At 58.3% G+C, this 24,832-nt stretch carries 27 protein-coding genes; 13 read left to right on the plus strand and 14 right to left on the minus strand.

What is annotated here, in order from left to right; translation table 11 throughout:
- Positions 1-67 precede the first annotated feature (67 nt).
- Positions 68-853 (plus strand): sulfite exporter TauE/SafE family protein, encoded by a 786-nt coding sequence (locus tag ACOYXJ_RS19755; protein ID WP_034154648.1) that lies wholly within the window; start codon positions 68-70, stop codon positions 851-853.
- Between the two features lie 67 nt (positions 854-920).
- Here the strand turns inward: ACOYXJ_RS19755 and ACOYXJ_RS19760 are convergent, their stop codons facing one another.
- The gene (locus ACOYXJ_RS19760) at positions 921-1,385 is read right to left on the minus strand and encodes a GNAT family N-acetyltransferase (protein WP_460371143.1); all 465 of its coding nucleotides are present in this window, start codon (positions 1,383-1,385) and stop codon (positions 921-923) included.
- 208 nt (positions 1,386-1,593) lie between these two features.
- Between ACOYXJ_RS19760 and ACOYXJ_RS19765 the strand changes: the two genes are divergently transcribed.
- Positions 1,594-2,157 carry a DUF4174 domain-containing protein gene (locus ACOYXJ_RS19765; RefSeq protein ID WP_460371144.1) on the plus strand — a complete coding sequence of 188 codons (564 nt, stop codon included), beginning with the start codon at positions 1,594-1,596 and terminating at the stop codon, positions 2,155-2,157.
- 65 nt (positions 2,158-2,222) lie between these two features.
- On the opposite strand, the gene ACOYXJ_RS19770 is transcribed toward ACOYXJ_RS19765, so the two are convergent.
- Positions 2,223-2,852 carry a retron system putative HNH endonuclease gene (locus tag ACOYXJ_RS19770; RefSeq protein ID WP_460371145.1) on the minus strand — a complete coding sequence of 210 codons (630 nt, stop codon included), beginning with the start codon at positions 2,850-2,852 and terminating at the stop codon, positions 2,223-2,225.
- Positions 2,845-4,206, minus strand: a complete 1,362-nt coding sequence (locus ACOYXJ_RS19775) for an AAA family ATPase (protein WP_460371146.1) — start codon at positions 4,204-4,206, stop codon at positions 2,845-2,847. The genes ACOYXJ_RS19770 and ACOYXJ_RS19775 overlap by 8 nt, the downstream gene beginning before the upstream one ends.
- Positions 4,207-4,693: 487 nt before the next feature.
- On the opposite strand from ACOYXJ_RS19775, the gene ACOYXJ_RS19780 reads away from it, so the two are divergent.
- Both ACOYXJ_RS19780 and ACOYXJ_RS19785 read left to right on the plus strand, forming a co-directional pair.
- A complete protein-coding gene (locus ACOYXJ_RS19780; protein WP_331691536.1) occupies positions 4,694-5,020 on the plus strand; it encodes a DUF6124 family protein in 327 nt (108 codons plus the stop codon).
- A 16-nt stretch (positions 5,021-5,036) separates the two neighbouring features.
- On the plus strand, positions 5,037-5,303 hold the full coding sequence (locus tag ACOYXJ_RS19785) for a hypothetical protein (protein ID WP_016984652.1): 267 nt from the start codon (positions 5,037-5,039) through the stop codon (positions 5,301-5,303).
- Between the two features lie 92 nt (positions 5,304-5,395).
- Here the strand turns inward: ACOYXJ_RS19785 and ampC are convergent, their stop codons facing one another.
- A complete protein-coding gene (gene ampC, locus ACOYXJ_RS19790) occupies positions 5,396-6,562 on the minus strand; it encodes a class C beta-lactamase (protein ID WP_460371147.1) in 1,167 nt (388 codons plus the stop codon).
- Positions 6,563-6,722: 160 nt separating this feature from the next.
- Here ampC and ACOYXJ_RS19795 point away from each other — a divergent pair, with 160 nt between their 5' ends.
- Positions 6,723-7,595, plus strand: a complete 873-nt coding sequence (locus ACOYXJ_RS19795; RefSeq protein WP_150793549.1) for a LysR family transcriptional regulator — start codon at positions 6,723-6,725, stop codon at positions 7,593-7,595.
- A gap of 128 nt (positions 7,596-7,723) precedes the next feature.
- Here ACOYXJ_RS19795 and gudD read toward each other — a convergent pair whose 3' ends face one another.
- Together gudD and ACOYXJ_RS19805 are read right to left on the minus strand one after the other, a co-directional pair.
- Positions 7,724-9,067, minus strand: a complete 1,344-nt coding sequence (gene gudD / locus ACOYXJ_RS19800) for a glucarate dehydratase (RefSeq protein ID WP_460371148.1) — start codon at positions 9,065-9,067, stop codon at positions 7,724-7,726.
- Positions 9,068-9,106: 39 nt separating this feature from the next.
- A complete protein-coding gene (locus ACOYXJ_RS19805) occupies positions 9,107-10,453 on the minus strand; it encodes an MFS transporter (RefSeq protein WP_460371149.1) in 1,347 nt (448 codons plus the stop codon).
- A 346-nt stretch (positions 10,454-10,799) separates the two neighbouring features.
- On the opposite strand from ACOYXJ_RS19805, the gene ACOYXJ_RS19810 reads away from it, so the two are divergent.
- Together ACOYXJ_RS19810 and ACOYXJ_RS19815 are read left to right on the plus strand one after the other, a co-directional pair.
- The gene (locus tag ACOYXJ_RS19810) at positions 10,800-11,513 is read left to right on the plus strand and encodes a FadR/GntR family transcriptional regulator (RefSeq protein WP_095121179.1); all 714 of its coding nucleotides are present in this window, start codon (positions 10,800-10,802) and stop codon (positions 11,511-11,513) included.
- Between the two features lie 92 nt (positions 11,514-11,605).
- On the plus strand, positions 11,606-11,839 hold the full coding sequence (locus tag ACOYXJ_RS19815; protein ID WP_457465011.1) for a hypothetical protein: 234 nt from the start codon (positions 11,606-11,608) through the stop codon (positions 11,837-11,839).
- A 137-nt stretch (positions 11,840-11,976) separates the two neighbouring features.
- On the opposite strand, the gene ACOYXJ_RS19820 is transcribed toward ACOYXJ_RS19815, so the two are convergent.
- Positions 11,977-12,924, minus strand: a complete 948-nt coding sequence (locus ACOYXJ_RS19820; RefSeq protein ID WP_460371150.1) for a DMT family transporter — start codon at positions 12,922-12,924, stop codon at positions 11,977-11,979.
- 50 nt (positions 12,925-12,974) lie between these two features.
- Here ACOYXJ_RS19820 and ACOYXJ_RS19825 point away from each other — a divergent pair, with 50 nt between their 5' ends.
- Positions 12,975-13,841 (plus strand): LysR family transcriptional regulator, encoded by an 867-nt coding sequence (locus ACOYXJ_RS19825; protein WP_460372988.1) that lies wholly within the window; start codon positions 12,975-12,977, stop codon positions 13,839-13,841.
- A 270-nt stretch (positions 13,842-14,111) separates the two neighbouring features.
- Here ACOYXJ_RS19825 and trhP read toward each other — a convergent pair whose 3' ends face one another.
- Positions 14,112-15,443, minus strand: coding sequence for a prephenate-dependent tRNA uridine(34) hydroxylase TrhP (gene trhP, locus ACOYXJ_RS19830; RefSeq protein ID WP_460371151.1), 1,332 nt, complete (start codon positions 15,441-15,443; stop codon positions 14,112-14,114).
- 154 nt (positions 15,444-15,597) lie between these two features.
- Between trhP and ACOYXJ_RS19835 the strand changes: the two genes are divergently transcribed.
- Entirely contained in the window at positions 15,598-16,659 is a 1,062-nt protein-coding gene (locus ACOYXJ_RS19835) for an AI-2E family transporter (RefSeq protein ID WP_110719308.1), read from the plus strand.
- Here the strand turns inward: ACOYXJ_RS19835 and ACOYXJ_RS19840 are convergent.
- From ACOYXJ_RS19840 to ACOYXJ_RS19850, 3 genes are all read right to left on the minus strand, one after another.
- Positions 16,656-16,838, minus strand: coding sequence for a hypothetical protein (locus tag ACOYXJ_RS19840; protein ID WP_007917359.1), 183 nt, complete (start codon positions 16,836-16,838; stop codon positions 16,656-16,658). The genes ACOYXJ_RS19835 and ACOYXJ_RS19840 overlap by 4 nt on opposite strands.
- A 102-nt stretch (positions 16,839-16,940) precedes the next feature.
- Positions 16,941-17,135: a hypothetical protein gene (locus ACOYXJ_RS19845; RefSeq protein WP_016984641.1), complete on the minus strand. Its 195-nt coding sequence runs from the start codon at positions 17,133-17,135 to the stop codon at positions 16,941-16,943.
- Between the two features lie 231 nt (positions 17,136-17,366).
- On the minus strand, positions 17,367-17,726 hold the full coding sequence (locus tag ACOYXJ_RS19850; protein ID WP_007917357.1) for a hypothetical protein: 360 nt from the start codon (positions 17,724-17,726) through the stop codon (positions 17,367-17,369).
- Between the two features lie 255 nt (positions 17,727-17,981).
- Between ACOYXJ_RS19850 and ACOYXJ_RS19855 the strand changes: the two genes are divergently transcribed.
- Both ACOYXJ_RS19855 and ACOYXJ_RS19860 read left to right on the plus strand, forming a co-directional pair.
- A complete protein-coding gene (locus ACOYXJ_RS19855) occupies positions 17,982-18,800 on the plus strand; it encodes a shikimate 5-dehydrogenase (protein ID WP_460371152.1) in 819 nt (272 codons plus the stop codon).
- A gap of 187 nt (positions 18,801-18,987) precedes the next feature.
- A complete protein-coding gene (locus ACOYXJ_RS19860; RefSeq protein ID WP_460371153.1) occupies positions 18,988-19,506 on the plus strand; it encodes a cupin domain-containing protein in 519 nt (172 codons plus the stop codon).
- Positions 19,507-19,623: 117 nt separating this feature from the next.
- Here the strand turns inward: ACOYXJ_RS19860 and ACOYXJ_RS19865 are convergent, their stop codons facing one another.
- Positions 19,624-20,271, minus strand: a complete 648-nt coding sequence (locus tag ACOYXJ_RS19865) for a YceH family protein (protein WP_110719311.1) — start codon at positions 20,269-20,271, stop codon at positions 19,624-19,626.
- 125 nt (positions 20,272-20,396) lie between these two features.
- Here ACOYXJ_RS19865 and ACOYXJ_RS19870 point away from each other — a divergent pair, with 125 nt between their 5' ends.
- Positions 20,397-20,906, plus strand: coding sequence for a DUF1993 domain-containing protein (locus ACOYXJ_RS19870; protein ID WP_102901659.1), 510 nt, complete (start codon positions 20,397-20,399; stop codon positions 20,904-20,906).
- A gap of 241 nt (positions 20,907-21,147) precedes the next feature.
- Here ACOYXJ_RS19870 and sstT read toward each other — a convergent pair whose 3' ends face one another.
- Positions 21,148-22,380: a serine/threonine transporter SstT gene (gene sstT, locus ACOYXJ_RS19875; RefSeq protein WP_110719312.1), complete on the minus strand. Its 1,233-nt coding sequence runs from the start codon at positions 22,378-22,380 to the stop codon at positions 21,148-21,150.
- 337 nt (positions 22,381-22,717) lie between these two features.
- Here sstT and ACOYXJ_RS19880 point away from each other — a divergent pair, with 337 nt between their 5' ends.
- Positions 22,718-23,881: an MFS transporter gene (locus ACOYXJ_RS19880; protein ID WP_150731483.1), complete on the plus strand. Its 1,164-nt coding sequence runs from the start codon at positions 22,718-22,720 to the stop codon at positions 23,879-23,881.
- Here the strand turns inward: ACOYXJ_RS19880 and nhaR are convergent.
- A complete protein-coding gene (nhaR, locus tag ACOYXJ_RS19885; protein WP_460371154.1) occupies positions 23,876-24,775 on the minus strand; it encodes a transcriptional activator NhaR in 900 nt (299 codons plus the stop codon). The genes ACOYXJ_RS19880 and nhaR overlap by 6 nt on opposite strands.
- Between the last annotated feature and the right edge of the window lie 57 nt (positions 24,776-24,832).

Below are 24,832 nucleotides of genomic sequence, written 5' to 3' on the forward strand. Positions count from 1 at the left end.
ATGTGGTTATAAGAAAAATCGCTATGCTGCGGGCCAGATTTTTCCTGTCGTTTTTCTGGACGGTTTAATGGAATTGGCAAATTTCGGCCTGGTGATTGCCGGGCTGGTAGTGGGATTTATCGTCGGCATGACCGGTGTCGGCGGTGGTTCGTTGATGACGCCGATCCTGTTGTGGTTCGGCATTAACCCGGCAACGGCGGTGGGCACTGACCTGCTGTACGCCGCCATTACCAAATCCAGTGGCGTCCTCGTTCACCGCAAGAACAAGAATATCGACTGGGCCATCACCGGTTGGCTGACCCTCGGCAGCGTGCCGGCGGTGGCCATGACCCTGTGGTTCCTCAGCACCCTGCACACCGCGCCGGACGCGATGAACGCCATCATCAAACAGGCGCTGGGTTTCGTCCTGTTCGCCACCGCGCTGGCGATCTTCTTCAAGAAACGCTTGCTCGACTTCGCCCACAAACGCGCTGGCGGTAACTACAACCCGAGCGGTTCACGGCTGAACGTGATGACCGTGATCACCGGTCTGATCCTCGGCACCATGGTTGCCCTGACCTCGATCGGTGCGGGCGCCCTCGGCACTGTCGCGCTGTTCATCCTTTATCCGCTGCTGCCGACCCGGCGCCTGGTTGGCACCGAAATCGCCCACGCCGTGCCGCTTACGCTGGTTGCAGGTCTTGGCCACGCAAGCATGGGCAATATGGATTGGGGCGTGCTGGGCTTCTTGCTGGTCGGCTCGCTGCCTGGCATCTGGCTCGGCAGCCACCTGACCGGACGCATTTCCGATGAAGTGCTGCGCCCGTGCCTGGCGACGATGCTGGTGCTGATCGGTTACAAACTGGCGTTCTGATCCGACTTCAATTTCTGCAACGGAACATCAAGCTGTGGCGAGGGAGCAAGCGCCCTCGCCACACGGGTCAGCGTTGGAAGGTGTATTTCATCACCGTCACCGGCAACTCTTCGTACACCAGCTCTTCAACCACTTCCCAACCCAGTCGCGCATACAGCGACTGCGACGTGTCGGTGTACAGATACAACTCAGGCACACCCAGCGCTTTCGCTTCCTCCACCACTCGAATGACCAGTTGCGAAGCGATCCCGCGACCGCGTTCTTCAGCCTTCACATAAACCCCGGCCAGCCATGGCGTCAGATTCGGGCGCAGCTTCAAATCATTTTCGATCAGCAGCGCACCGCCCAGCAGTCGCGAACCCTCCAGCGCTACCACAACACTCGGCACGGCACCTTTGCCGCAAGATTCACGCATGTGTTCGATACGGTCCTCGACGGTTTGCCCGGGACGAAACTCGCCCCATTCCTCGAAGTTGAGCGTGGCCAGTTCTTCGATCAATTCGGGGTGATCGCACAGGTAATCGATGTGCATGCGGGTGAACTCCATTTCATGGGCAGAACTGCCACCCTAATGCGGTCATAAAAGGTAATCAAATCCGCGTTGCGATCACGCCGGATATGTTGCGCAATGTCGCGCCTGTCCTAAGCTTCTGACTAGGCGGAAGATATTTGCCGGGTTGTCCCGGAACAATCGCCACGATGCGCAATCATTAGAGCGTGGATATCAAAAGGAGATGCGCATGCTCATCAGGTCACTGACCCTGACACTCTTGCTGGCGATTGCCGGCCCCTTGTTCGCCGCTGACAACGATTCGCCCATCGCCGGGGATATGGGCCGCGCCCGACCGCTGATCGTGATCGCACAAAGCACCGTCGACCCTGTGTGGGTGGCCCTGAAAAAGTCGCTGGAAGATCCCGCCAACAAAAAAGGCGTCGCCGACCGCAACATCAAGGTCTACACCATCCTCAACATGGCCGGCCAGCTCGACGGCAAGGACATGGGCCAGCAAGACACCATGGCGCTGCTGCGCTCGCTGAAGCTCGGTGCCGGGGCCTATCCGAAAGTGTTCCTGGTGGGCAAGGACGGCGAGACCAAACTCTCGGCGTCGGGGGATGAAGCGAAAGCGGTGGATCTGAAGAAAATCTTCGACACCATCGACGCCATGCCAATGGCCGAGAAGGAAGCGGCCGCTGCGGCTCAGGCGCCGGTTGCTGCTACCCCGGAACCTGCAAAAGGCGCGAAGAACGCCAAACCCACCAAGCCTGCGAAACCAGCCAAGCCGCCAGAAATGCCGGATGATTGATCGGTTTTTGTAGAGACGATTTCACGTCAAAAGGGGCGAGAGGATTCAATCTTCTCGCCCCTTTTTTACGCGGGCATTTGGCGAATGATGTTCACCAGCACGGGGGAGAAGGGTTCGAGCTTATGCGCTTTAGGAAGAAGTAGATCATCCAGGAGCAGGTCGAGTATTTCCTTGTCCTCAATCTCCGGCAATTCGCCAGGTTGGACTCCAACCTTGTAAATCAGTGCATCGACCAATGTTCTTCTTCTGCCGATAAGTGCTCGATTGCTCTCTTCGGTGTGACCCAGATTCAACACCTTGATGGCTTCTTCTGCGCGTGCAGTTCTTCCAGCGACCAGCCCTGAAAGGTAGAACTTGAGTTCGGTTTCACACTCATCCATGAACGGAGTCAGCCGCAGCGGTTGTGTTCCTCGTCCATGCCCGCAATGCGGGCGGTTCTCGCAACTGGCTACGATGTTGGTGAAATCCAGTGTGCGATTGTGTGCGCGATTTTGGGCTTCAACATGCTCGTTGTGAGAGCCATCTACGGTGATGGCTTGGCAGCAATAAGCGCACAGTCCGAATTGTTCGGTAATGCAGGCGGCGCGGACGTATTGACGCTCTTCGGGCGGCAAGTCGGGATAAGTGGAGGTTTTGTTTTTCAGCTTCCATTTTGCAAATGAATCCGGCTCAGTTCCTTTGATGATCTTACGCACGACGCAACTCCAGTTTGCGGATCAGTAGAGCGGCTTTTGCCAGCTCGATATGACCTTCGGGGAGTTCACCTGAAAGCTCGGCGAAGAGCTTTTGAGCGCTTTCTAGGTCTGCGTCCTGAATATGTTTCAGCAATTGATTCAGGCTCTTCTGTACGTCTTCATTGCGGATATCAGTATCCATCACTTCCAGAAGCACCTGATTTGCGTCCAGCCCGTACAGGCCATCGTGTTCGTGGATTTCACCGTCATTGAGCACATAAACCAGCACATCTTTAGCGTCACTGATGACCAGCGGTGAGTGCGTAGTCAGGACGAACTGGCAATTAGGGAAGGTTTCGCTCAACTGACGGATGAGGCTGCGTTGCCATCTCGGGTGCAGGTGCAAATCAACCTCGTCGATCAACACGATGCCGTCACCGTGAAGCGGGTTGTCCAGCGACTGGTTCATCATCGCCAAGCGACGCGCAATGTCGCCGACCAGCGCCATCATCGATTTCTCACCTTGCGAGAGTTGAGCGACGTTGAGGGTTACGCCGTCCTTGTCGATTGCCATGTGGAGGCGCGGTTTACGTTGGACGCGCAGGTTGGTGAAACCGGGCATGAATGCGGCGATGGCGGAGCGGACGGCGGTTAGTTGACGGTCGCGGGACGAGGCTTTGAGATTAGCCAAGGTTCTCCAAACGTCGCTGTCGGTGCCGAACTTTTCCGAGACTTTAGTCAGTGCAGTATCGGAAATACCTGTTTCGTTCTCGCTGTCTTCACGCTCGCGGAACCATTCGAAGAAGCGGCGGAAGTCGACACCTCGGTTGAGCGAGTTGTCGTATCCGTCGAGTTGGTCGAAGGTGTGTTTGGTGCGGATTTTTAGCGGGATTTCGAGGACTGAGCGTTCGACCGGGTAGTAGGCTATTAGGGGGAGAGAGGCTTTATTGTTGGCGGTCAACTGCGATCGGTAGTAATCAGAAAAGAGGCTGACCTCCGCCAATGAACTATGAACAGCATTTTTTCGACCCAACTTGGTTCGCGCAAGCCCCCATGTGAACAGAACCTCATTGGCATTGAGGGGGCTGGTGCGACCCTGTGCTGTGTCAATTACGCCAATTAGGATATATGCCGTGGCTGCGCCATTTCGAATTTCTTCTTGCGCGAGATGGCTACCGGTACCTTTCTCATTACGTATTCTTGCGATCAACCAACTGAGCGAAGTAGCTAGCGATTTTAGAATGGTCGTTTTCCCGGCACCGTTGTTACCGACAAAAACCGTAACGTTTGAAGAGTGCTTATCCGTGGGGGCTAACTCAACTTCCAGGTTAGTAAACCGACCGACATCAGTTAGCTTAAATTTGTTGATTTCCATTAAATCGCCCTTCGAGGGTCAGCCAGTTCAATTTTTCGTCGCGCATTATGTCATTCCCAACCACAGATTGATCCGATGCAGTGTAGATACAGAACATTCATTTGGTAACCCAAAGTCGTTGCAGCATGTGCCTGCCGAAATGTCTGACGCAAACCCCCTTCAATCCCCGTGGATTTTTCCTGCAAGTCGCGGCGGCAGTGGTGAACTGGTGGGTTTTGGAGAGGAGGGATAGTCTTCGTTGGCCGCTGCAAAACACAGTGGTCGGATGTGGAAGTCCGGTGTTGGTCGTGAGCGCATGTGCGCCTGTGAACACATGTTGGCGGTTTTTATGCCAACATTGTTTGCTTATGGCAGCTATGCGCAGGAGCACTCTCGAGTGCACCGGGTCTCTCGACCTCCCCGGACTTCCACCCCTGCGCAAAGCTGCCACCCTCTCGTGGAAGTGAGTTTGGCAGTTTTTTCTCCCATGTTTAGAGGTCATTTACTTATGAAAAAACACACGCCAAACCCTCCCGAATCCCCCATGGATTCAGGATCCTTCGACGCCAACAACCCCCGATTACGCAACCCGCATCACCCCGATCCCATCAGCCACCTCTTCACCATCCTCCCCGATATCGATACGCCCACGCTGCTATGCCACGCTTGCGAAACCCTCGCTTCACTCAACGTCCTGACTACCGATCTGGCCGCAGAACTGCAGGGTTCACCGCGCAGTCTCGCCTTGTCGATTCAGCAGTTGGCAATCCTCGGCGAGTTGCTGGTCAACCGCGCGCTGGACAATCTCGACCCACCAGCGGCGACGCAACATTAAACAGGGAGGTTCAAACATGGCTCGATACATACCCATAACCGGCATCGACTGCACCATTCCCTGCCTGCTGATCGACCGCGAAGCACCGGTGGATGTGCTGCATGGCACGGCGGCTTACCGTTTGCGCTGTGTGACGCAGTTGATGGAAACCTTGGCGCTGGGGGACGGCAAGGGCCACGACGCCTTGCTGCTACAGGATTTCGCCCGGGTGATGGCTATTCCGTTGCGTGACAGTTGCGACTTGATGGATGTCATCGGCTGGAAGTTGCAGGCGCAGCTTTAAAGACAAAAGATCGCAGCCTGCGGCAGCTCCTACATCGACCGAGTGAAAACCCGATCTTGCAGGAGCTGCCGCAGGCTGCGATCTTTTGATTTTCAGTCAGCGACAGCGCTGAGGATTTTGTGGGCGATCTTCACCCGCTCAGGAATCGGGAAGTTCTTGTTGGCCATGATCACGATGCCAATGTCTTGGCTCGGCACAAACGCCACGTAAGTCCCGAAACCACCGGTAGAGCCAGTCTTGTTGATCAGCACGTCATGCGGTTGCGATTGCGGCGGGTTCAGCCACTGCACCTTGTGCGCCTCCATGACCATTCCCGTCGAGTTGCCCGCCAGCAAGCGATCGAGGCTGATCGGATAGCGGTACATTTCCCAACCCAGACCTTGGGTCATGTCGCCGACGGTGTAGTAACCGGTGTGGGTGTTGGCGATGGTTTTTTGCAGGGACGCTTCAAGCGTTTCAGGTTTCAGGTTGGCCTGTACGTAACGCAGCATGTCCACCGCGCTGGTTTTCACGCCATAGGCTTGTGCGTCCAGCGCGCCGGGCGTGACGCGCACAGGTTTGCCGTTCTTGTCATAGCCCTGCGCATACAGGCCCATTTGCGCGGCAGGCACGCTGAGGTAGGTGTGCTGCAAACCGAGTTTCGGCAGCAGGGTTTGCGTCATTGCCTGATCGAAAGGCTGGCCCAGGCTTTTCGCGGCCAGATAACCGAACAAACCCAAACTCGGGTTGGAGTACTGGCGATGGCTGCCTGCCGGATACACCGGTTTCCACTGTTGGAAATAGCCGAGCATCTTGTCAGACGAATCCCATTGCGCCGGGAATTGCAGCGGCAAACCGCCGGCACTGTAGGTGCCCAGTTGCACCACGCTGATGTTGTCGAAGGCACTGCCTTTCAATTCAGGCCAGAGCTGACTGGCCTTGGTCGACAGGTCCAGGTTGCCGGTCGCTTGGGCGTAACCGGCGAGGGTGGCGGTGAAGGTTTTGCTCACCGAGCCGATTTCGAACAGGGTGTTTTTGCTGACTGTTTGCCCGGTGTCTTTGTTGGCGACGCCGTAGTTAAAGTAATGCGGCTGACCGTTGATGGTCAGTGCCACGCTCAGGCCGGGAATGTTCTGTTGTTGCATCACGGGCGTTACAGCGTCGTTGACCAATGCTTGCAGCTGCGCAGCGTCGGGCGCGGCGGCGAGGCAGGATGTAGCGCCAAAAAACAGACCGAAAGCGGCGCAGGAAATGACTTTGCTCGATTGAATGGATGACATGAATGAACCACTCTCCATGAGTGTTGATGAAGTTATCCCGCTACACTGCGGGCGATTATCTAGTTGGGCGACTGATCAGCGCCGCCAATCTAGTCAGCGCGGCGCCAATCGACAAACGACGAAAACTCGCACGAGCCATTAGAAAAATTTGGGACTGGGCATGATTCGACCGCAATTGCCGCTGAATGCACTGCGCGCCTTTGAAGCCTCCGCGCGCCATTTGAGCTTCACTCGCGCGGCCGTGGAGCTGTGCGTCACCCAGGCTGCTGTCAGCCATCAGGTCAAAAGCCTGGAAGCGCAACTCAACGTCACGCTCTTCAAACGCCTGCCCCGTGGGCTGATGCTGACCAGTGAAGGCGAAACTTTGTTGCCGGTGCTGAGCACCTCGTTCGATCACATCGCGCAGATTCTCGAACGCCTCGCCGGTGGACAGTACCGGGAAATGTTGACGGTCGGCGCGGTCGGTACCTTCGCCGTGGGTTGGCTGTTGCCGAGGCTGGCGGACTTCCGGGCGAAACATCCGCTCATAGATTTGCGGCTGTCGACGAACAACAATCGCGTCGATGTCGCGGCAGAAGGGTTGGATTATGCGATCCGCTTCGGTGCTGGCGCGTGGCATGGCATCGAGGCGACGCGTTTGCTCGATGCGCCGCTGTCGGTGTTGTGCGTGCCGGAAATCGCTCGGCAATTGCATTCGCCGGGGGATTTGCTGCAACAGACCTTGCTGCGTTCCTATCGCACCGATGAATGGCCGGAGTGGTTTCAGGCTGCCGGGTTGGCAACCCATGCAGCGCCGCCGCAGAGCATTGTTTTCGATTCATCGTTGGCGATGATGGAGGCGGCGTTGCAGGGCTGCGGGGTGGCGTTGGCGCCGCCGCTGATGTTCGCCCGGCAACTGGCGGCGGAGGCGATTTGTCAGCCGTTTGCGATTGAGATTACGACGGGGAGTTATTGGTTGACGCGGTTGCAGTCGCGACCTGAAACGGCGGCCATGACAGCGTTCAAAACCTGGCTGCTGCAACTCCCTGGTTAATACAAAACCCTTGTAGGAGTGAGCCTGCTCGCGATAGCGGGGTGTCAGTCAACACTCACATCAACTGACACATCGCTATCGCGAGCAGGCTCACTCCTACAGGGACCGTGGTGGATTGGAGGTCAGGTTCAGCGCACCAGACACGGCCGCTTGTTATCGAATTTCCACCCGGGAATCAGAAACTGCATCGCCACGCTGTCATCCCGCGCGCCGAGGCCCATGCCTTTATACAGTTCATGAGCCTTGGCCACCTGATCCATATCCAGCTCGACACCCAGTCCCGGCTTCTTCGGCACCTGCACCAGACCGTCGACAATTTGCAGCGGCGCCTTGGTCAAACGTTGGCCGTCCTGCCAGATCCAGTGGGTATCGATCGCGGTGATCTCGCCCGGTGCGGCCGCAGCGACATGGGTGAACATCGCCAGCGAGATGTCGAAGTGGTTGTTGGAATGCGAACCCCAGGTCAGGCCCCACTCATGGCACATCTGCGCCACGCGCACCGAACCCTGCATGGTCCAGAAGTGCGGGTCGGCCAGTGGAATATCCACCGACTGCAACTGGATCGCATGACCCATTTCGCGCCAGTCAGTGGCGATCATATTGGTGGCGGTTTTCAGCCCGGTGGCACGGCGGAACTCAGCCATCACTTCGCGGCCGGAATAACCGTTTTCCGCGCCGCATGGGTCTTCGGCATAGGCGAGCACCTGATGCTGATCGCGGCACAAGCGAATGGCTTCTTTCAATGACCACGCGCCGTTCGGATCGAGGGTAATCCGCGCCTCGGGAAAGCGTTCGGCCAGCGCTGTGACGGCTTCGATTTCGGCATCACCGCTGAGCACGCCGCCCTTGAGTTTGAAGTCCTTGAAACCGTATTTCGCATGGGCCGCTTCGGCGAGGCGCACCACGGCTTCGGCGGTCATGGCCTTCTCGTGACGCACGCGGAACCAGTCACTGTCGGCATCCGGTTCGCTGCGATAGGCGAGGTCGGTTTCGCGCTGATCGCCAACGTAAAACAGATAACCGAGCATCTTCACTTCATCGCGTTGCTGACCTTCGCCGAGCAGCGCCGCCACCGGTACATCGAGATGCTGACCGAGCAGATCGAGCAGCGCGGCTTCAAGTCCGGTCACGGCGTGAATGGTGATGCGCAGGTCAAAAGTCTGTAGGCCACGGCCGCCGGCATCGCGGTCAGCGAAGGTCTGGCGCACTTGATTGAGGATCTTCTGCCAGGTGCCGATCGGGCTGCCGACCACGAGGCTGCGCGCGTCTTCCAGGGTCTGGCGAATACGCTCGCCACCGGGCACTTCACCGACGCCGGTGTGGCCGGCGTTGTCTTTGAGAATGACGATGTTGCGGGTGAAAAACGGCCCGTGGGCGCCACTCAGATTGAGCAGCATGCCGTCATGGCCGGCCACCGGGATGACTTGCATGTCGGTGATGATCGGGGCTTTGGCGGTGTCGTGTGCGGTCATGTTCTTATCCTTTTAATACGCAATCTTTAAAAATGGACGTCAGGCGTGCTTTGGCGCGGCATCGGCCACGGGAATTTCAGCAGCAGGTTTCGGTGTGGTGCGCGCGAAGAAGACGATGATTGCGGCAATGATCGAGGTCGCGGCCAGGCCATAGAGGCCGCCCTGAATCGAGCCGGTGTGTTCTTCGAGCAGGCCGAACGTGGTCGGCGCGACGAAGCCGCCAAGGTTGCCCACCGAGTTGATCAACGCGATCACCGCAGCGGCAATGCGGGCATCCAGATACGCCTGCGGAATCGGCCAGAACAGCGACGACGCGGATTTGAAACCCAGCGCGGCAAAACAGATCGCAACGAAAGCAAAGATCGGCCCGCCGGTGGTGGACATGAACATCCCCGCTGCGGCAATCAACAGGGCGGTGGCGACCCACGCCTGCTGGTGCTTCCACTTGGCCGAGAACGAGGCGAAGGCGTACATGCCGATGATCGACAGCAACCACGGAATCGAGTTGAACAGGCCGACCTGGAAGTCGCTCATCTCGCCCATTTTCTTGATGATGCTCGGCAGCCAGAAGGTTGCCGCGTAGATGGTCAATTGAATGAAGAAGTAGATCAGGCAGAACAGAATGATCTGGCGATCCTTGAGCAGTTTGCCCATCGATGGCCGGATCGGCGTCGCGGCTTCGCGGGCCTTCTGTTCAGCGTCGATGGCGTTGACCAGTGCGTCCTGTTCGGCGCGGCTCAGCCATTTCGCGTCGTGGGGTTTGGCGTCGAGCCAGAACCAGACGAACACGCACAGGCACACGGAAAACATCCCTTCAATGAAGTACATCCATTGCCAGCCGTGCATGCCCAGCCCGTTGATTTGCAGAAGCAGGCCGGACAACGGGCCGGAGATCAACGAGGCCACGGCGGAGCCGCTGAGGAAGATCGCAATCGCCTTGCCGCGTTCGGCGCCGGGCAGCCAGCGGGTGAAGTAGTAGATCACCCCGGGAAAGAACCCGGCCTCGGCAACGCCGAGCAAAAAGCGCAAGACATAGAAGTGGGTTTCGTTCTGGATGAACGCCATGCCGGCGGCAACCAGGCCCCAGGTGAACATGATGCGGGTCAGCCAGATGCGTGCGCCGACTTTCTGCAGGAGCATGTTTGACGGGACTTCGAACAGCGCGTAACCGATGAAGAACAGACCAGCGCCGAAGCCATAAGCGGCGGCACCAATGCCCAAGTCGTGTTCCATGTGGGTGCGGACGAAACCGATGTTCACCCGGTCAATGTAATTGACGATGAACATGATCACGAAGAGCGGCAGGACGTGGCGTTTCACTTTCGAGATGGCTGATGCGAGTGTCGAATCGACGCCCTCGTTCATCCCGGAGACGGAGGTTTTCACTTGGTTTTCTCCCACTGATTATTTTTATGCGGGGGTAGGGCAGGTGCTGCGTTGTTGCTAGACATCATACAACTGAGATTTTTTGTCCTACAAGTGGGAAGTGCCGATTAATTTTATCTGGAAGGCCGGTTTCTTATGCTTTTTGGTATTTTATCCTAGCGTTTATTGGGTTTTTCACCTTTAGGGTCACGATAAATTTCCCCGGCTGCGCACGAGTAATCTCCAAGATGTCCTGATTTCTTCCGATTTATTTGAATGTTGTCATACAAGTTGAGCCGTTAGAATCAATCCCGTCAGCCAGCCTCGCAATGCTACGATCGGCAAGCCCCGATCACCGGAACCGACCATGCAAGAAGACCTCGACGCTCCCGCTCGCAAACGTGCGCACAACCTCGCCCATGATCTGGTGGAGAAACTCACCCAGAGCATTCTTCTTGGTCAGCTGTCGCCCGGCGACAAACTGCCGTCGGAGAATTCCATCGTTCAGGAGCACGGTGTCAGCCGTACGGTGGTGCGCGAGGCGATTTCCAAATTGCAGGCCTCCGGGTTGGTGGAGACCCGGCACGGCATCGGCACGTTTGTCATCGAGCGTGCGCCGGAGCAGGGCTTGCGCCTGAATGTCGATACCGCACTCGGTGTGCGCAGCATTCTCGAACTGCGTCTGGGCCTGGAAACCCAAGCGGCGGCGCTGGCGGCGCAACGGCGTACCGAGCAGCAATTGCTGCAAATGCGTCAGGCGCTCGACGACTATCAACGTCTGCTCGATAACAACGACAGTTGCGTCGAGGCCGATCGACGCTTTCATCTGCTGATCGCCGAAGCCACCGGCAACGTCTGCTTCAGCGAAATCATGCAACACCTGGGCAGTGCGATGATTCCACGTAACCGGATCAATGCTGCTGAACGCGGTGCGGCGGATCTGAGCAAGCTCGGGCAACTGGCCCACTTGGAACATGAGGCGATTCTGAACGCGATCAAGCGTCAGGATGCGGACGCCGCGCGTGCTGCAATGTGGCTGCACCTGACCAACAGCCGCGACCGCTTTTCCGCGCAGGGTTGAGCGCCGTTGGTCTGTTCGATAGCACGCGGTACACAGGCCTGATTCCAAGTTGTACGGCCCGGGTATTCCGGACCTCCTGAGTGAGGTGTGTCATGGCTAATGATTTGCTGTTTCAGGGCGGTGTGCTGCCCACCGACCCAACCCGGCCGATGCCAGGTACCGATGAGCCGACACTGGCCGATCACGATGCACCGCCGGGGATGAACCCGGGGCGTGATCCGTTGAGCGATGCTGATCGGCCGGAGGACTGGCAGGATCCGGCGGCTGATGATGAGGATGTGCCGCCCGCGGATGAGCCGACGCCGTTGTCGGATGATCGGCGCTGATCGGTGATTGGCATTTGATTAATGCGTTGTCTGTGCTGGCCCCTTCGCGAGCAGGCTCGCTCCCACATTGGAACGCATTTCCCTGTGGGAGCGAGCCTGCTCGCGAAGACGGCATACGCTTCAAAACAGATTTCAGATCAGATCCGGGCTGTCCTGACCAGACCAATCTGCCGCTCCAGATTCAACGCCAACACACTGATCAACACCACCACCGACCCCACCAGCACCTGCAACGTCGGTCGCTCGCCCAAACCAAACGAAGCAATCCCCATCGCCGTCAGCGGTATCAAATACAACGTCATCGTCGCCCGGCTCAAATCCACATGCTTGAGCACAAAGCCCCACGCCAGATAAGCCAGCGCACTGGGAAATACGCCCAATGCCAACACCGCCCACTGCACCCGCAACGGCGCATTTATCACGGCGTCACTCAGCCCCGGCAGATAAACCAGCAGCATCAACGTCCCCGACCACACCGCGTAACACGCCAGACTGAAACCGTCGTAACGCCGCGCGTGGTGTTTTTGCAGAGCGAAGTAAACGCTCCATGAAACCGCCGCCAACAGGATCAGCAGTGCATGCACATCGATAGCGCCCAAGCCCTTATCGCCGCTGACCACAATCACCACGCCGACAAAACCGAGTAACACACAGCCCCAACGCCAGGCGCTGACCCGATCCTTGAACAAGAACCGCGCCAGCAATGTGCTGAATAACGGGCTCGATTGCGCCAACACGCTGGAAGCGCCGGCGCTGACGCTTTGCTGGCCGATGTTCAATGCCACGTGATGCAGGCTCACGGCGAAGAAACCCAAGGCAAACAACAGCGGCACATCGCGCCAGTGCGGCAGGCGAATGCCTTTAAACACGGCGATCAGCGCCATGAACAACGACGCCAACAGAAACCGCAGCAACGCCAGATGTCCGGGGTCGTAGGCTTGCAGGCCGATGTGAATACCGGTCGGCGAGTAGGCCCAGCAAGCAACGACGAAGACCATCGCCAAGAGGATTTTCAACGGGGAAGGGTGCGGCATGATCAGGCGCTCGGTGGTGTCGATGCGCCGAGTATCCGGGTCGCCAATCATTCGCCACAACTGACTTATACTGCGCAGAATGTTCACTCAGAGTGATGAGTATGGAGCTGGCGCAGATCCGTATGTTCAAGACCGTAGCCGAGCTCGGCAGCATTGCGCGGGCGGCGGAAAAGCTGTTCTGCGTGCCGTCGAACATCACTGCGCGAATCAAGGCGCTCGAGGCGGAACTGGGCGTTGCGCTGTTTCTGCGTGAGGGACGCGGGTTGCGCATCAGTCCGGCGGGGCAGACGTTTCTCGCCTATGCGGAAAAGATTCTGGCGCTGACCGCCGAGGCCAAACGCGCGGTTGATCCTTCGTCCGAACCGTCCGGGCCGTTGCGCATTGGCGCGATCGAATCTTCGGCGACCGGGCGCTTGCCGCGCTTGCTGGCAAAGTTTCACAAGCGCTACCCGCAGGTCGCGCTGGAACTCACCACCGGCACTTGGGCGCAGTTGCTCGACGACACCGTCAGCCACCGCCTCGATGGCGCGATTGTCGCGGTGGATGTCGAACGTTCGCAGCTCAGGCGCACGCCGATGTATCGCGAAGAATTGCTGCTGATTGCATCGACGTCGTTCGGGCCAGTGCGCGGCATCGATGACCTGCAGGACAAAACCGTGTTCATGTGGCCGCAAGGCTGTCCGTATCGGGCGGCGCTGGAGCATTGGCTGTTGCGTCAGGGGTTGTCGCTGCCGATCGTCAGTCTCGCCAGTTATGGCGCGATTGTCGGTTGTGTGAGTGCCGGAGCGGGGGTGGCGCTGGTGCCCAAGGGCGTGTTTGAGCAGTACGCGAAAGGGGCTGGGTGTGTGGGCTATGAGTTTCCTGAATTGACCGCCGTCGACAATTTGTTTTACTGGCATGAAAACGCTGGGGTGCATCCGGCGCGGGAGGCGTTTGTAGCGATGTTGCGGGAGGAGTTTGTTGCGTAGGAGAAGCTACCCTCACCCCAGCCCTCTCCCGGAGGGAGAGGGGGCCGACCGCGGTGTCTCGGGTGATACGCCGACCTGAACAATCGAGTCGATTATGGATTCAGCCAAGCTGAACGACCGAGTCGATTATGGATTCAACCAAGTCCAGTGTGCTTGGTCAGAAAAGCCGATTTTGGATTCACTGGCGTGCTTTCAAGTCGGTGGATTTCTCCAATATCCCCCAATCGGTTCCCTCTCCCTCTGGGAGAGGGCTAGGGTGAGGGGGCCATTTCAGGCAACACCGATATCCCGCATCAACAACCCGAACCGCAAATCCACAACCTCCGGAATCGGCATATAAACCGTATGCCCATCCCCCGGCGCCACCTCGATCGCCTCACCCTTGAGGCTCTGCAACTCACGCAAATAAAAATGAAAATTGCCCATGGGCGTCATCAATTCCAGATGATCACCCCGTGCAAAGCGATTCTTCACCTTGACCTCAGCCAGCCCCTCACGCCGCTCCCCAGTCAGCTCGCCAACAAACTGCTGACGCTCCGACACCGAACTTCCATTCTGATAATTCTGATACTCGTCATGCACATGCCGACGCAGGAAACCCTCGGTGTAGCCACGCTGCGCCAGTGACTCCAGATCGGTCATCAGACTGCGATCGAACTCACGCCCGGCCACCGCATCATCAATTGCCCGGCGATACACCTGGGTAGTGCGTGCGCAATAGAAGTGCGATTTGGTCCGCCCCTCGATCTTCAAGGAATGCACGCCCATGCGCGTCAGGCGCTCGACATGCTGCACCGCGCGCAGGTCCTTGGCGTTCATGATGTAGGTGCCGTGTTCGTCCTCGAACGCCGGCATCAACTCGTCGGGGCGATTGGCTTCCTGCAGCAGGAACACCTGATCGGTGGGCGCGCCCAGACCCAGGGTCGGCTCGGGCTGGAAAGTCTGGACGATCTCGCCGAGCTGGTTTTCCGTGGCCTCTTGCGCCGAGTATTTCCAGCGACAGGCGTTGGTGCAACTGCCCTGATTGGCGTCGCGTTTGTTCATGTAACCCGACAGCAGACAGCGCCCGGAATAGGCCATGCACAATGCGCCGTGGACGAACACTTCCAGCTCCATGCCCGGCACCTGTTCGCGGATTTCGCCGATTTCCTCCAGCGACAATTCTCGCGACAGGATGATTCGGCTCAGACCCTGTTGCTGCCAGAACTCGACGCTCGCCCAGTTCACCGTGTTCGCCTGCACGGAAAGGTGGATCGGCATCTGCGGGAAATGCCGGCGTACCAGCATGATCAGCCCCGGGTCGGACATGATCAGCGCATTCGGCGCCATTTCGATGACCGGCGCCAGATCCTTGAGAAAGGTCTTCAGTTTGGCGTTGTGCGGGGCGATGTTGACCACCACGTAGAAGCGCTTGCCCTGCGCCTGGGCTTCACGAATGCCCAACGCCAGGTTGGCGTGATCGAACTCGTTGTTGCGCACCCGCAGGCTATAACGCGGCTGGCCGGCGTAGACCGCATCGGCGCCGTAAGCGAAGGCGTAACGCATGTTTTTCAGGGTGCCGGCGGGAGCGAGCAGTTCGGGGGCGGCGAGGATAGAGGTCATGGCGGTGTCGGTCGCAAAGCGCGGCAGGGTAAGTCAGATGCGGTGGGGATTTGTTGATCTGGATCTATGCTCCATGAATAAAGATGGCACTCGTGCAGGCCCCGGTTGACTAAGCATCGGGGCGTGCATGACGCCTGACTGACATGGATCGGACATGAACGAAAAAAGCCTTCAATTCAAATCCCTCACCGTGCTGCTGTTGCTGGTCACGGTGGCGTTTATCTGGATCCTCTTGCCGTTCTACGGCGCGGTGTTCTGGGCGGTGATTCTCGGCATTGTATTTGCGCCGATGCAACGCCGGCTGCAGGCGAAATTCGGCTGGCAGCGCAACCTGACGTCGCTGTGTACCTTGTCGATCTGCCTGGTGATCGCGATTCTGCCGGTGATCATCCTCAGTGTGCTGCTGGTTCAGGAAGGCGCGGCGGTCTACAAGAACATCGAAAGCGGCGAGCTGGACATTGCCGCGTATCTGGCGCAGTTCAAGCACAGCTTGCCGCCATACTTTCAGCACTTGCTCGACCGTTTCGGCATGGGCGAACTCAATGGCCTGCGCGAGAAAATCGTCAAATCGGCGATGCAGGGCAGCCAGGTGCTGGCCAGTCAGGCGTTCAGTTTCGGCCAGGGCACATTCGAGTTCGTGGTGAGTTTTTTCATCATGCTGTACTTGCTGTTTTTCTTCTTGCGCGACGGCGCCGAACTGGCGCGCAAAGTGCGCACCGCCGTGCCACTGGAGGAAGGCCACAAGCGGCGCTTGCAGTTGAAGTTCAACCGCGTGGTACGGGCGACGGTGAAGGGCAATCTCGTAGTCGCGGTGACTCAAGGCGCGCTGGGCGGAGCGATTTTCTGGTTTCTCGACATCCCCAGCGCATTGCTCTGGGCGGTCTTGATGGGGTTTTTGTCGTTGCTGCCAGCAGTGGGCGCGGGGATTGTCTGGGCGCCGGTCGCGGTGTATTTCCTGCTCAGCGGGATGATCTGGCAAGGCGTGGTTCTGGGCTTGTTCGGGGTGTTTGTGATCGGGTTGGTGGACAACGTGATGCGACCGATTCTGGTGGGCAAGGACACCAAAATGCCCGATTACATGATTCTGATTTCGACCCTTGGCGGTCTGGCAGTTTTCGGCCTCAACGGCTTTGTGATCGGGCCGTTGATCGCGGCGCTGTTCATGTCGAGCTGGGCGTTGTTCGCCGAGACCAAGCCCAAGGTGCAACTGCCTTAAGCGTGGAAAGGCTCGCTGACGATCTTCTGCGACAGTGCCTGCGCAGCGGGCAGCGAAGTGAGCGGGCCGCTGATCGCTTCACCGTCGCGCATCAGATACCAGCAGGCGAGCAAGCCCGAGGCTCTGAGCGAGGCGGGAACGGCGCTGCCGATAACGGACATGATTTGAACCTGAGCCATGACGAGTACCTCCATCTAACAATGGAGCTACCTTAGAGATTCGCCGCTTCTACGGACAATCAACGCTTTCGATAGTAGTCATTGACGCCGTTGAGGGCTGGCTCAATCGACCACTTGATCGAGCATGTGCATGACTTCGCGTTCGTTGAGCAAACCTTTGTGCACCAGATTCTCCGCCAGCAGCGAAAGAAACTTGGCGCAGCGATGGCCTTCCAGGTGCTTGAGTTCGGTCAGCGCGCTGTACACCTTGCTTGAGGTGCACAGGCCGACGATGCGGTGCGGGTTTTGTGTTGGCATACAGTCGTCCTTGTTGTTATCAACCTGTTGTTTACGGACGGATTCAGATTGCGGTTCCGTCATGACAAATAAGTGACCGTTTTGTGGAAATCTACATAACGGTCGAGTCAATCATGCCGACTTTAGCCGGTAAAACTGTCCTCACAGCGACCTTGGCGAGATTTTTTCAGACGCTCGCCGACCAACGGTCATAAAAAAGCCCCGCTATAAAAGCGGGGCTCTGTTTTTTGGTTACCAGCGTGGACCGCCATAGTAGCCATGTGGTCGACCGTAATAACCGCGAGGCGGGCCGTAGTAGACGGGGGCCTGTTGGATGTAAACCGGCTGTTGCACATACACCGGCGCCGGCTGGTAGTAGACCGGTGGTGGTGGCTGCTGCACGTAGACCGGTTGCGGTTGAACATAAACCGGCTGTTGTTGCACATACACCGGCCGATCCTGGTTGATCAGTGCCGAGCCGATGATGGCCGAGCCGACGATCGCGCCAAACACCGCAGGGCCTTGCCAGCCGTGGCCACCACCGGCTTCTGCCTGACCTGTGACAGCGAGTGCGCCAATCAGCAAGGCCAGAATGGGGAGTTTACGAATCATGATAAGTCCTCGGTTCTTCGACCCGGCGGAGGGCCTGCACCAGGCCCACAGTTGTCGCGGGGATACTTCTAAGACAGCGAAATTCTGAAAATCAGCACAGCCGCTGGGTAAATTTTGTGTAAGGTCTGTACCGGCTTCTTTACCGGGCCGTGCAAGGGCCACGGAACACGTTTAAAACAGGCCTTTATGATCGTTCAGAACCCGATGGCCTGGCTAATCCCGTCTATCCGAAAGTGCGTTTGAAGGAGAAGTTTCATGCAGATGAACCCGAACAAAGACACTCAGCTGTGCATGTCCCTGTCAGGGCGCCCAGGCAATTTCGGTCTGCGTTTTCATAACCATTTGTATGAGCAGTTGGGCCTGAATTTCTATTACAAGGCGTTCAGCAGCCAGGATTTGACAGGCGCCGTGGGCGGAATTCGCGCTTTGGGCATTCGCGGTTGCGGCGTGTCGATGCCATTCAAGGAAGCCTGTATCGCGCTGGTCGATGAGCTGGATGCATCGGCGGCAGCGATCCAGTCGATCAACACCATCGTCAATACCGACGGCCATCTGAAGGCTTACAACACCGATTACATTGCCGTCGCGCAGTTGCTGGAAACCCACGCGGTGCCCAAGGATTCGACCTTCGCCCTGCGAGGCAGCGGCGGCATGGCCAAAGCGGTGGCCAGCGCCCTGCGTGACGGTGGTTATAAAAACGGTTTGATCGTTGCGCGCAATGAGCGGGCAGGGCGTGCGTTAGCGGATTCGCTGGGTTATCGCTGGCAGGCGGAACTGGGCGAGGAACGCCCGCAGATGCTGATCAATGTGACACCAGTGGGCATGGATGGCGGGCCGGAGGCGGGGCAGTTGGCGTTTGAGCCTCAAGTTATTGCTGCGGCTGAGACGGTATTTGATGTGGTGGCGATTCCGTCGGAGACACCGTTGATCGTGCGAGGTCGGGCCGAGGGCAAGCGGGTGATTACCGGGCTTGAGGTGATAGCGATTCAGGCACTGGAGCAGTTTGTCCTGTACACCGGCGTGCGCCCGAATGAAGAGCAGTTTGCGGCGGCGGTGGCGTTTGCGCGGAGCTGATTCTTTGGTTTTGTGTTGATCTGGCGGACCTCTTCGCGAGCAAGCTCGCTCCCACATTGGAATGCGTTCCCCTGTGGGAGCGAGCTTGCTCGCGAAGGCCGCGACTCGGTTTCAAACTTCGATTGCCTATACTGCCTCCCCAGCAAGCCCAGACTTGCCCACCACAAAAACCGTGACCGAGGCTCCCATGCACCCGCCCATCCTCAACCTGCATCAGGTCGAACTCGAATCCCTGCCCGAAGCCCTGGCCCCGGAAGGCGAAACCGCCGGCCGCTATCAGCAGCGCATGGCCCGCGTCGGTCAGCAATTGGGTTCGCAAAAACTCGGTTATCGCTTGTACGCCTTGCCGCCGGGCATGCGTGGCAGCCCGTTTCACAGTCATCGGGTCAACGAAGAAATGTTCTACGTGGTGGCCGGGGAGGGTGAGGTGCGTCTCGGCGCCGAGCGTTTTCCGATTCGCGAAGGTGATGTGATCGCCTGTCCGCCGGGTGGGCCGGAGAAGGCGCATCAGATCATCAACACCAGCCAGGCCGAACTGCGTTATCTGGCGGTGAGCACCCAGCAACAGCCGGAAATCTGCGAATACCCGGATTCGAACAAATATGCGGTGATGGATAACTTCAAGGTGGATGCCGAGGGCAATGCCTCAGGTTTTGTCGCGGTGGCGCGGCAGGCGGATGGTGTGGACTACTGGAATGGTGAATAACACGCAGATCCCTTGTAGGAGTGAGCCTGCTCGCGACAGCGGTGTGTCATCCAAACATGATGTGACTGACACACCGCTATCGCGAGCAGGCTCACTCCTACATTGGTTCAGGGGTGATTATTCGAGGCGGGCCAGGCGTTCTTCCAGCGCGGCGATTCGCGCTTCGAGCTCTTCGATGCGCTCAACCGAAACGCCACTGCTTGCTCCGCGATCCGACGGATTCTGCCGTGCCGCCATGATCGCCTCGATATCCGCCGGATCACCCAGCGCGTGGGTATAACGATCTTCACGTTGCCCGGCCTGGCGCGGAATCAACACCGCCAGCCCGCGCGCGATCAAGCGCTCAAGCTGATGCACCACTTGCTCGGTATCTTCAAATTCATGCATGCGCCCACTGCGGGTCAGCAGCTCATTGACGGTCTGCGGGCCGCGCAGAAACATCAATCCGCTGAGAATCACCTGCGCCGGCACCAGTTCCAGCGCCTTGTCGACCTTGTGCTCCCAGCGGTCGGCGCGACTGCCCATCACCAGTTTGGCGAAACCGCGACCTTCCAGCGCCCGCAAACTCTGGCCGACCTGGCCCTGGGTCAGGTTCATCACCGGTTCGCGGCTGGTTTTCTGATTGCAGGCCGTGACCAGCGCATTGAGCGTCAGCGGATAGGTTTCCGGGCTGGTGGCCTGTTTCTCGATCAACGAGCCGAGGATGCGGATTTCCGTGGCGTTGAGCCGTGGCTCGTCGAAGGTGGATTCTGGTTCTGTGGTCATCGCGCGTTCCCTCTGCAGTCGAAGGCGCCTAGCCTAATCCTTGCCAAACAAAAGGCAAGCCGTGTGGTCATCAAGCATGGCTATAATCGCCTCCTTGTTCCACCCAGCCACTACACGAGACTGCCATGACCATTTCCCTGTACGCCGCATCCGTCCCGGTTTTTCAACAAATGCTCAACGCTTTGAGCGATGTGCTGAAAAAGGCTGAAGCCCACGCCACCGAGAAAAACATCGATCCGAACGCGTTTCTGCAGGCCCGTCTGTTCCCGGACATGTTCCCGCTGACCCGCCAGGTGCAGATCGCCGTCGACTTCGCCAAAGGTGTTTCGGCACGTCTGGCTGAAGTTGAGCTGCCGAAATACGACGACACAGAAACCACCTTCGCCGAGCTGCAAGCGCTGATCGCCAAGGTTCTGGCCTTCATCGGCGAGATCAAGCCAGAGCAGATCGATGGCAAGGAAGGCATCGAAATCGTAACCCGTCCGGGCACGCCGAAAGAGAAGCGCTTCAGCGGTCAGTCTTACTTGCTGACTTATGGCTTGCCGCAGTTTTTCTTCCACGTCACTACCACCTATGCGCTGCTGCGTCATAACGGCGTGGAAGTGGGCAAACGTGATTACATGGGCGCGTTCTAAACAGCCAGAAGCCCCTCACCCTAGCCCTCTCCCGGAGGGAGAGGGGACTGATCGCGTTGTTGGTTCGAGATACGCCGACCTGATCTATCAAGTCGAACTCAGGTTTTGAACAACACTCGGTCTGCCCCCTTTCCCCCTCGCCCCCCTTGGGGGGAGAGGGTTGGGGTGAGGGGGAAAAATCTCAGCCACAAAAAAGCCCGCCCGGGTTCACACCTCGGCGGGCTTTTCATTGCAGCAATTGTTACGCAGTGCGCTGGGCTTTCGCTTCTTCACCCAGACACGCCGCAGCGGTAAACAGCACATCAGTCGACGAGTTCAGCGCCGTCTCTGCCGAATCCTGCAACACACCAATAATGAAACCGACCGCCACCACCTGCATGGCAATTTCGCTCGGAATGCCAAACAGGCTGCACGCCAACGGAATCAACAGCAACGAACCACCGGCCACACCCGAAGCGCCACAGGCACAAATCGCGGCGACAACACTCAGCAGAATCGCCGTCGGAATGTCCACGGCAATACCCAATGTGTGCACGGCCGCCAGCGTCAACACGGTAATGGTGATCGCCGCACCGGCCATGTTGATGGTCGCACCCAGTGGGATCGACACCGAATAGGTGTCTTCATGCAGACCCAGACGTTTGCTCAACTCCAGATTCACCGGAATGTTCGCCGCCGAACTGCGAGTGAAGAACGCGGTGATGCCGCTTTCACGCAGGCACTTGAGGGTCAGCGGGTACGGGTTGCGACGCAGCTTCCAGAACACGATCAGCGGGTTCATCACCAGCGCCACGAACAGCATGCAGCCGAGCAGCACGGCCAGCAGGTGTGCGTAACCGATCAATGCGCCGAAACCGGAGGTGGCCAGCGTCGAAGCGACCAGACCGAAAATACCCAGCGGTGCAAAGCGAATCACTACGCGCACGATCAAGGTCACGCCGTTGGACAGATCCCCCAGCACTTCGCGGGTGGTGTCACCAGCATGGCGAATCGCGACGCCCATGCCGATTGCCCACGCCAGAATGCCAATGAAGTTGGCGTTGATCAGTGCATTCACCGGGTTATCCACGACGCTCAGCAACAGGCTCTGCAACACTTCGGCAATGCCACCCGGCGCGGTAACCGCGACGTTTTCGGTGGACAGCACCAGATGCGAAGGGAACGCCATGCTGGCGATCACGGCCACCACTGCCGCGGCGAAGGTGCCCAGCAGATAGAGGAACAGGATCGGGCGGATATGGGTTTCCTGGCCGTGCTTGTGGTTGGCAATCGAGGCCATCACCAACACGAACACCAGGATCGGCGCGACGGCTTTCAACGCCGAGACGAACACTTTGCCGATGAACGCGGTGTCTTTTGCCACGTCCGGGGCAAACATCGCCAAGGCGATACCGGCAATCAGGCCGATGAGGATCTGGGCGACCAGGCTCAGGTTCTTCAGGCGTTGCAATAGAGAAGGGGATGAAGCAGTCATAGCGGCATCTCTGATTTTTTATAGGGTGCAAGGTTGCGAAAAGCGATGGCAAAACAGGGGGCAGACCACCGCCACGAACCGAAAGTGTTGACGCGACATCAACGCCAATAAACCGGTCGTTGAACAGGCTGTACGTTTTTCAGGGCGCGGACTTTATCACAGCGTAGGCCTTATCCTTCAGGCATGTGACGATCTGCCACCGGATCAGGCAACAAAGTCGGCAGGTTTGTGCAAGTCAGCCCGGACACACTCTGTTAAGATTGCGCATCCTTATTTTCAAACTCTGCCAGCGGGCCTCCGGGTCAACGCTGGTGTCGTCGTTTTGCTGGAGTTGCGCATGCTGTTGCCCATTCTTCTGTTGTCCGCTGCCGGGTTCACGGTGCTGACCACGGAATTCGTTATCGTCGGCCTGTTGCCGGCGATTGCCCGAGACCTAGCAGTCACCATCCCGCAGGCCGGGTTGCTGGTGACGTTGTTCGCTTTTACGGTGGCGATGTTCGGGCCTTTCCTGACCGCGTATTTCGCCCGCTTCGAGCGACGCAAACTGTTTATCAGCATCCTGATCATGTTTGGCCTGGCCAATACCGTGGCCGCGCTGGCACCGAATATTTGGGTAATGGCGATTGCCCGATTGATTCCGGCGCTCGGTCTGCCGGTGTTCTGGGCCTTGGCCAGCGAGACCGCCGTGGACATCGTCGGCCCGGATTTCGCCGGGCGCGCCATCGCCAAGATCGGTTTCGGTATTGTTTGCGCCACTGTGTTTGGCATTCCGGTCGGCACGCTGATTTCCGACGCCTTCGGCTGGCGCAGTGCCTTCGGTATTCTGGCGGTAATCGCCTTTGCCAAGGCCTTGCTACTGTTTGTTTACCTGCCGAAAACCAGCCTGCACCAGCATCAGGTCAGCTTCCGTTCGCAGTTCAAGATCCTGCGCAGCCCGTTGATGATCGGCCATATCGTGCTGTCGATTCTGGTGTTCAGTGGCATGTTTACCGCTTACACCTATCTGGCCGACATTCTTGAGCGCCTCGCCGGTTTCAACGGCACCGTGGTCGGTTGGTGCCTGATGGCCTTCGGCGCGGTCGGGCTGATCGGCAACTCGCTGGGTGGTCGTGCGGTAGACCGGCATCCGCTGGGGGCGTCGGTGTTGTTCTGTGCATTCATGATTGCCGGCATGGTCTCGCTGGTGCCGAACATTCATTCGCCGCTGGGGCTGGCGGTGGCGATGGGGATCTGGGGCGTGACTCAGGCCGCGTTGTTCCTGGTCAGCCATGTGCGCCTGATGAAAGCCGCGCCGGAAGCGCCGGCCTTTGCCGCTTCGTTGAACATCGCCGGGGCCAATCTGGGGATCGGCCTGGGCGCCATTGTGGGTGGTCGGGTCATCGACAGCGCAGGGCTGGGTTTCCTCGGCTTTGCCGCCGCCGGATTCATCTTGCTGTCGGTGTTCCTCGCCATGGTGCTGATGACGCTCAAACCGCGCGAAATGTGCGCCGAGGCCTCATAACGCAGTAAACAGTTCGCGTCGGGCACCTTCGGTAATCGCAACGATGCCGGGGTGCTTGACCTTGCGCTCCACCGAAATGGCATAGAACGACTCGGTCACCGCGTCAGTCTGGCCAATCAACTCGACGCCGTACTGGCGCTTCACCTCATCGGCAATCACGCTCGGGCCAATAAAAATCCCGCTGCCGGATTGGCCGAAGGCCTGCATCAAGGCACTGTCATCAAACTCGCCGACGATTTGCGGCTGGATCTGCTGCTCGGCAAACCAGCGCTGCAAGCGACTGCGCACCACGGTTTCTGCGCCGGGAATCAACAGCGGCGCGCCATGCAGGCTGCGTGGAAAATCCTGACCGTATCTGGCTGCCAGTTCAGGGGTGGCGAAGAAGCTGATTCCGCATTCACCGAGCTTCTGGCTGTAGCCCTTGATGTCGAGGTGCGAGGGCATCGGGCTGTCGGAAATCACCAGATCCAGGCGCTGGATCGCCAGATCGGCGAGCAAACGCTCGAGTTTGTCTTCGCGGCAGGTGATGCGCAGCGGCTCGTTCAACTCCATGGTCGGCGCGATCAGGCGATAAACAATGGACTTGGGCACCACGTCTGCCACGCCGACGCGGAACAGGATCTGTTGTTCGTTGGGTTGTGCGCGCAGCATCAGTTCCAGTTCGCCGCCCAGTTGAAACATTTGCTCGGCGTAGGGCAGGGCTTGTCGCCCGGCTTCGGTCAATTCAAGTTGCCGGCCGACCCGTCTGAACAACTCGATGCCATAAGTCTGTTCAAGCAGGGAAATTTGCCCGCTGATGGTTTGTGGGGTCAGATTAAGCTGCTCGCAGGCGCGCACGATGCTGCCGGTCTTGGCTACGACCCAGAAGTAATGCATTTGTCGGTAATTGAGCATGACGTTCTACAGTTCGTGAAAACCGAAGTATAGCCGCTAAAAATACGAATTTTCCTG

The sequence above is a fragment of the Pseudomonas sp. Tul2A7 genome (genome assembly GCF_054790505.1).

Coding starts and splice junctions, on each gene's coding strand:
- ACOYXJ_RS19755 (WP_034154648.1), top strand. CDS start 68: ATGGAATTGGCAAATTTCGGCCTGGTGATTGCCGGGCTGGTAGTGGGA.
- gudD (WP_460371148.1), bottom strand. CDS start 9,067: ATGACCGCACACGACACCGCCAAAGCCCCGATCATCACCGACATGCAA.
- ACOYXJ_RS19775 (WP_460371146.1), bottom strand. CDS start 4,206: ATGGAAATCAACAAATTTAAGCTAACTGATGTCGGTCGGTTTACTAAC.
- nhaR (WP_460371154.1), bottom strand. CDS start 24,775: ATGCTCAATTACCGACAAATGCATTACTTCTGGGTCGTAGCCAAGACC.
- ACOYXJ_RS19870 (WP_102901659.1), top strand. CDS start 20,397: ATGACCATTTCCCTGTACGCCGCATCCGTCCCGGTTTTTCAACAAATG.
- ACOYXJ_RS19860 (WP_460371153.1), top strand. CDS start 18,988: ATGCACCCGCCCATCCTCAACCTGCATCAGGTCGAACTCGAATCCCTG.
- sstT (WP_110719312.1), bottom strand. CDS start 22,380: ATGACTGCTTCATCCCCTTCTCTATTGCAACGCCTGAAGAACCTGAGC.
- ACOYXJ_RS19820 (WP_460371150.1), bottom strand. CDS start 12,924: ATGATTGGCGACCCGGATACTCGGCGCATCGACACCACCGAGCGCCTG.
- ACOYXJ_RS19865 (WP_110719311.1), bottom strand. CDS start 20,271: ATGACCACAGAACCAGAATCCACCTTCGACGAGCCACGGCTCAACGCC.
- ACOYXJ_RS19765 (WP_460371144.1), top strand. CDS start 1,594: ATGCTCATCAGGTCACTGACCCTGACACTCTTGCTGGCGATTGCCGGC.
- ACOYXJ_RS19835 (WP_110719308.1), top strand. CDS start 15,598: ATGAACGAAAAAAGCCTTCAATTCAAATCCCTCACCGTGCTGCTGTTG.
- ACOYXJ_RS19825 (WP_460372988.1), top strand. CDS start 12,975: ATGGAGCTGGCGCAGATCCGTATGTTCAAGACCGTAGCCGAGCTCGGC.
- ACOYXJ_RS19815 (WP_457465011.1), top strand. CDS start 11,606: ATGGCTAATGATTTGCTGTTTCAGGGCGGTGTGCTGCCCACCGACCCA.
- trhP (WP_460371151.1), bottom strand. CDS start 15,443: ATGACCTCTATCCTCGCCGCCCCCGAACTGCTCGCTCCCGCCGGCACC.
- ACOYXJ_RS19855 (WP_460371152.1), top strand. CDS start 17,982: ATGCAGATGAACCCGAACAAAGACACTCAGCTGTGCATGTCCCTGTCA.
- ACOYXJ_RS19880 (WP_150731483.1), top strand. CDS start 22,718: ATGCTGTTGCCCATTCTTCTGTTGTCCGCTGCCGGGTTCACGGTGCTG.
- ampC (WP_460371147.1), bottom strand. CDS start 6,562: ATGTCATCCATTCAATCGAGCAAAGTCATTTCCTGCGCCGCTTTCGGT.
- ACOYXJ_RS19845 (WP_016984641.1), bottom strand. CDS start 17,135: ATGCCAACACAAAACCCGCACCGCATCGTCGGCCTGTGCACCTCAAGC.
- ACOYXJ_RS19785 (WP_016984652.1), top strand. CDS start 5,037: ATGGCTCGATACATACCCATAACCGGCATCGACTGCACCATTCCCTGC.
- ACOYXJ_RS19810 (WP_095121179.1), top strand. CDS start 10,800: ATGCAAGAAGACCTCGACGCTCCCGCTCGCAAACGTGCGCACAACCTC.
- ACOYXJ_RS19850 (WP_007917357.1), bottom strand. CDS start 17,726: ATGATTCGTAAACTCCCCATTCTGGCCTTGCTGATTGGCGCACTCGCT.
- ACOYXJ_RS19795 (WP_150793549.1), top strand. CDS start 6,723: ATGATTCGACCGCAATTGCCGCTGAATGCACTGCGCGCCTTTGAAGCC.
- ACOYXJ_RS19780 (WP_331691536.1), top strand. CDS start 4,694: ATGAAAAAACACACGCCAAACCCTCCCGAATCCCCCATGGATTCAGGA.
- ACOYXJ_RS19840 (WP_007917359.1), bottom strand. CDS start 16,838: ATGGCTCAGGTTCAAATCATGTCCGTTATCGGCAGCGCCGTTCCCGCC.
- ACOYXJ_RS19760 (WP_460371143.1), bottom strand. CDS start 1,385: ATGCACATCGATTACCTGTGCGATCACCCCGAATTGATCGAAGAACTG.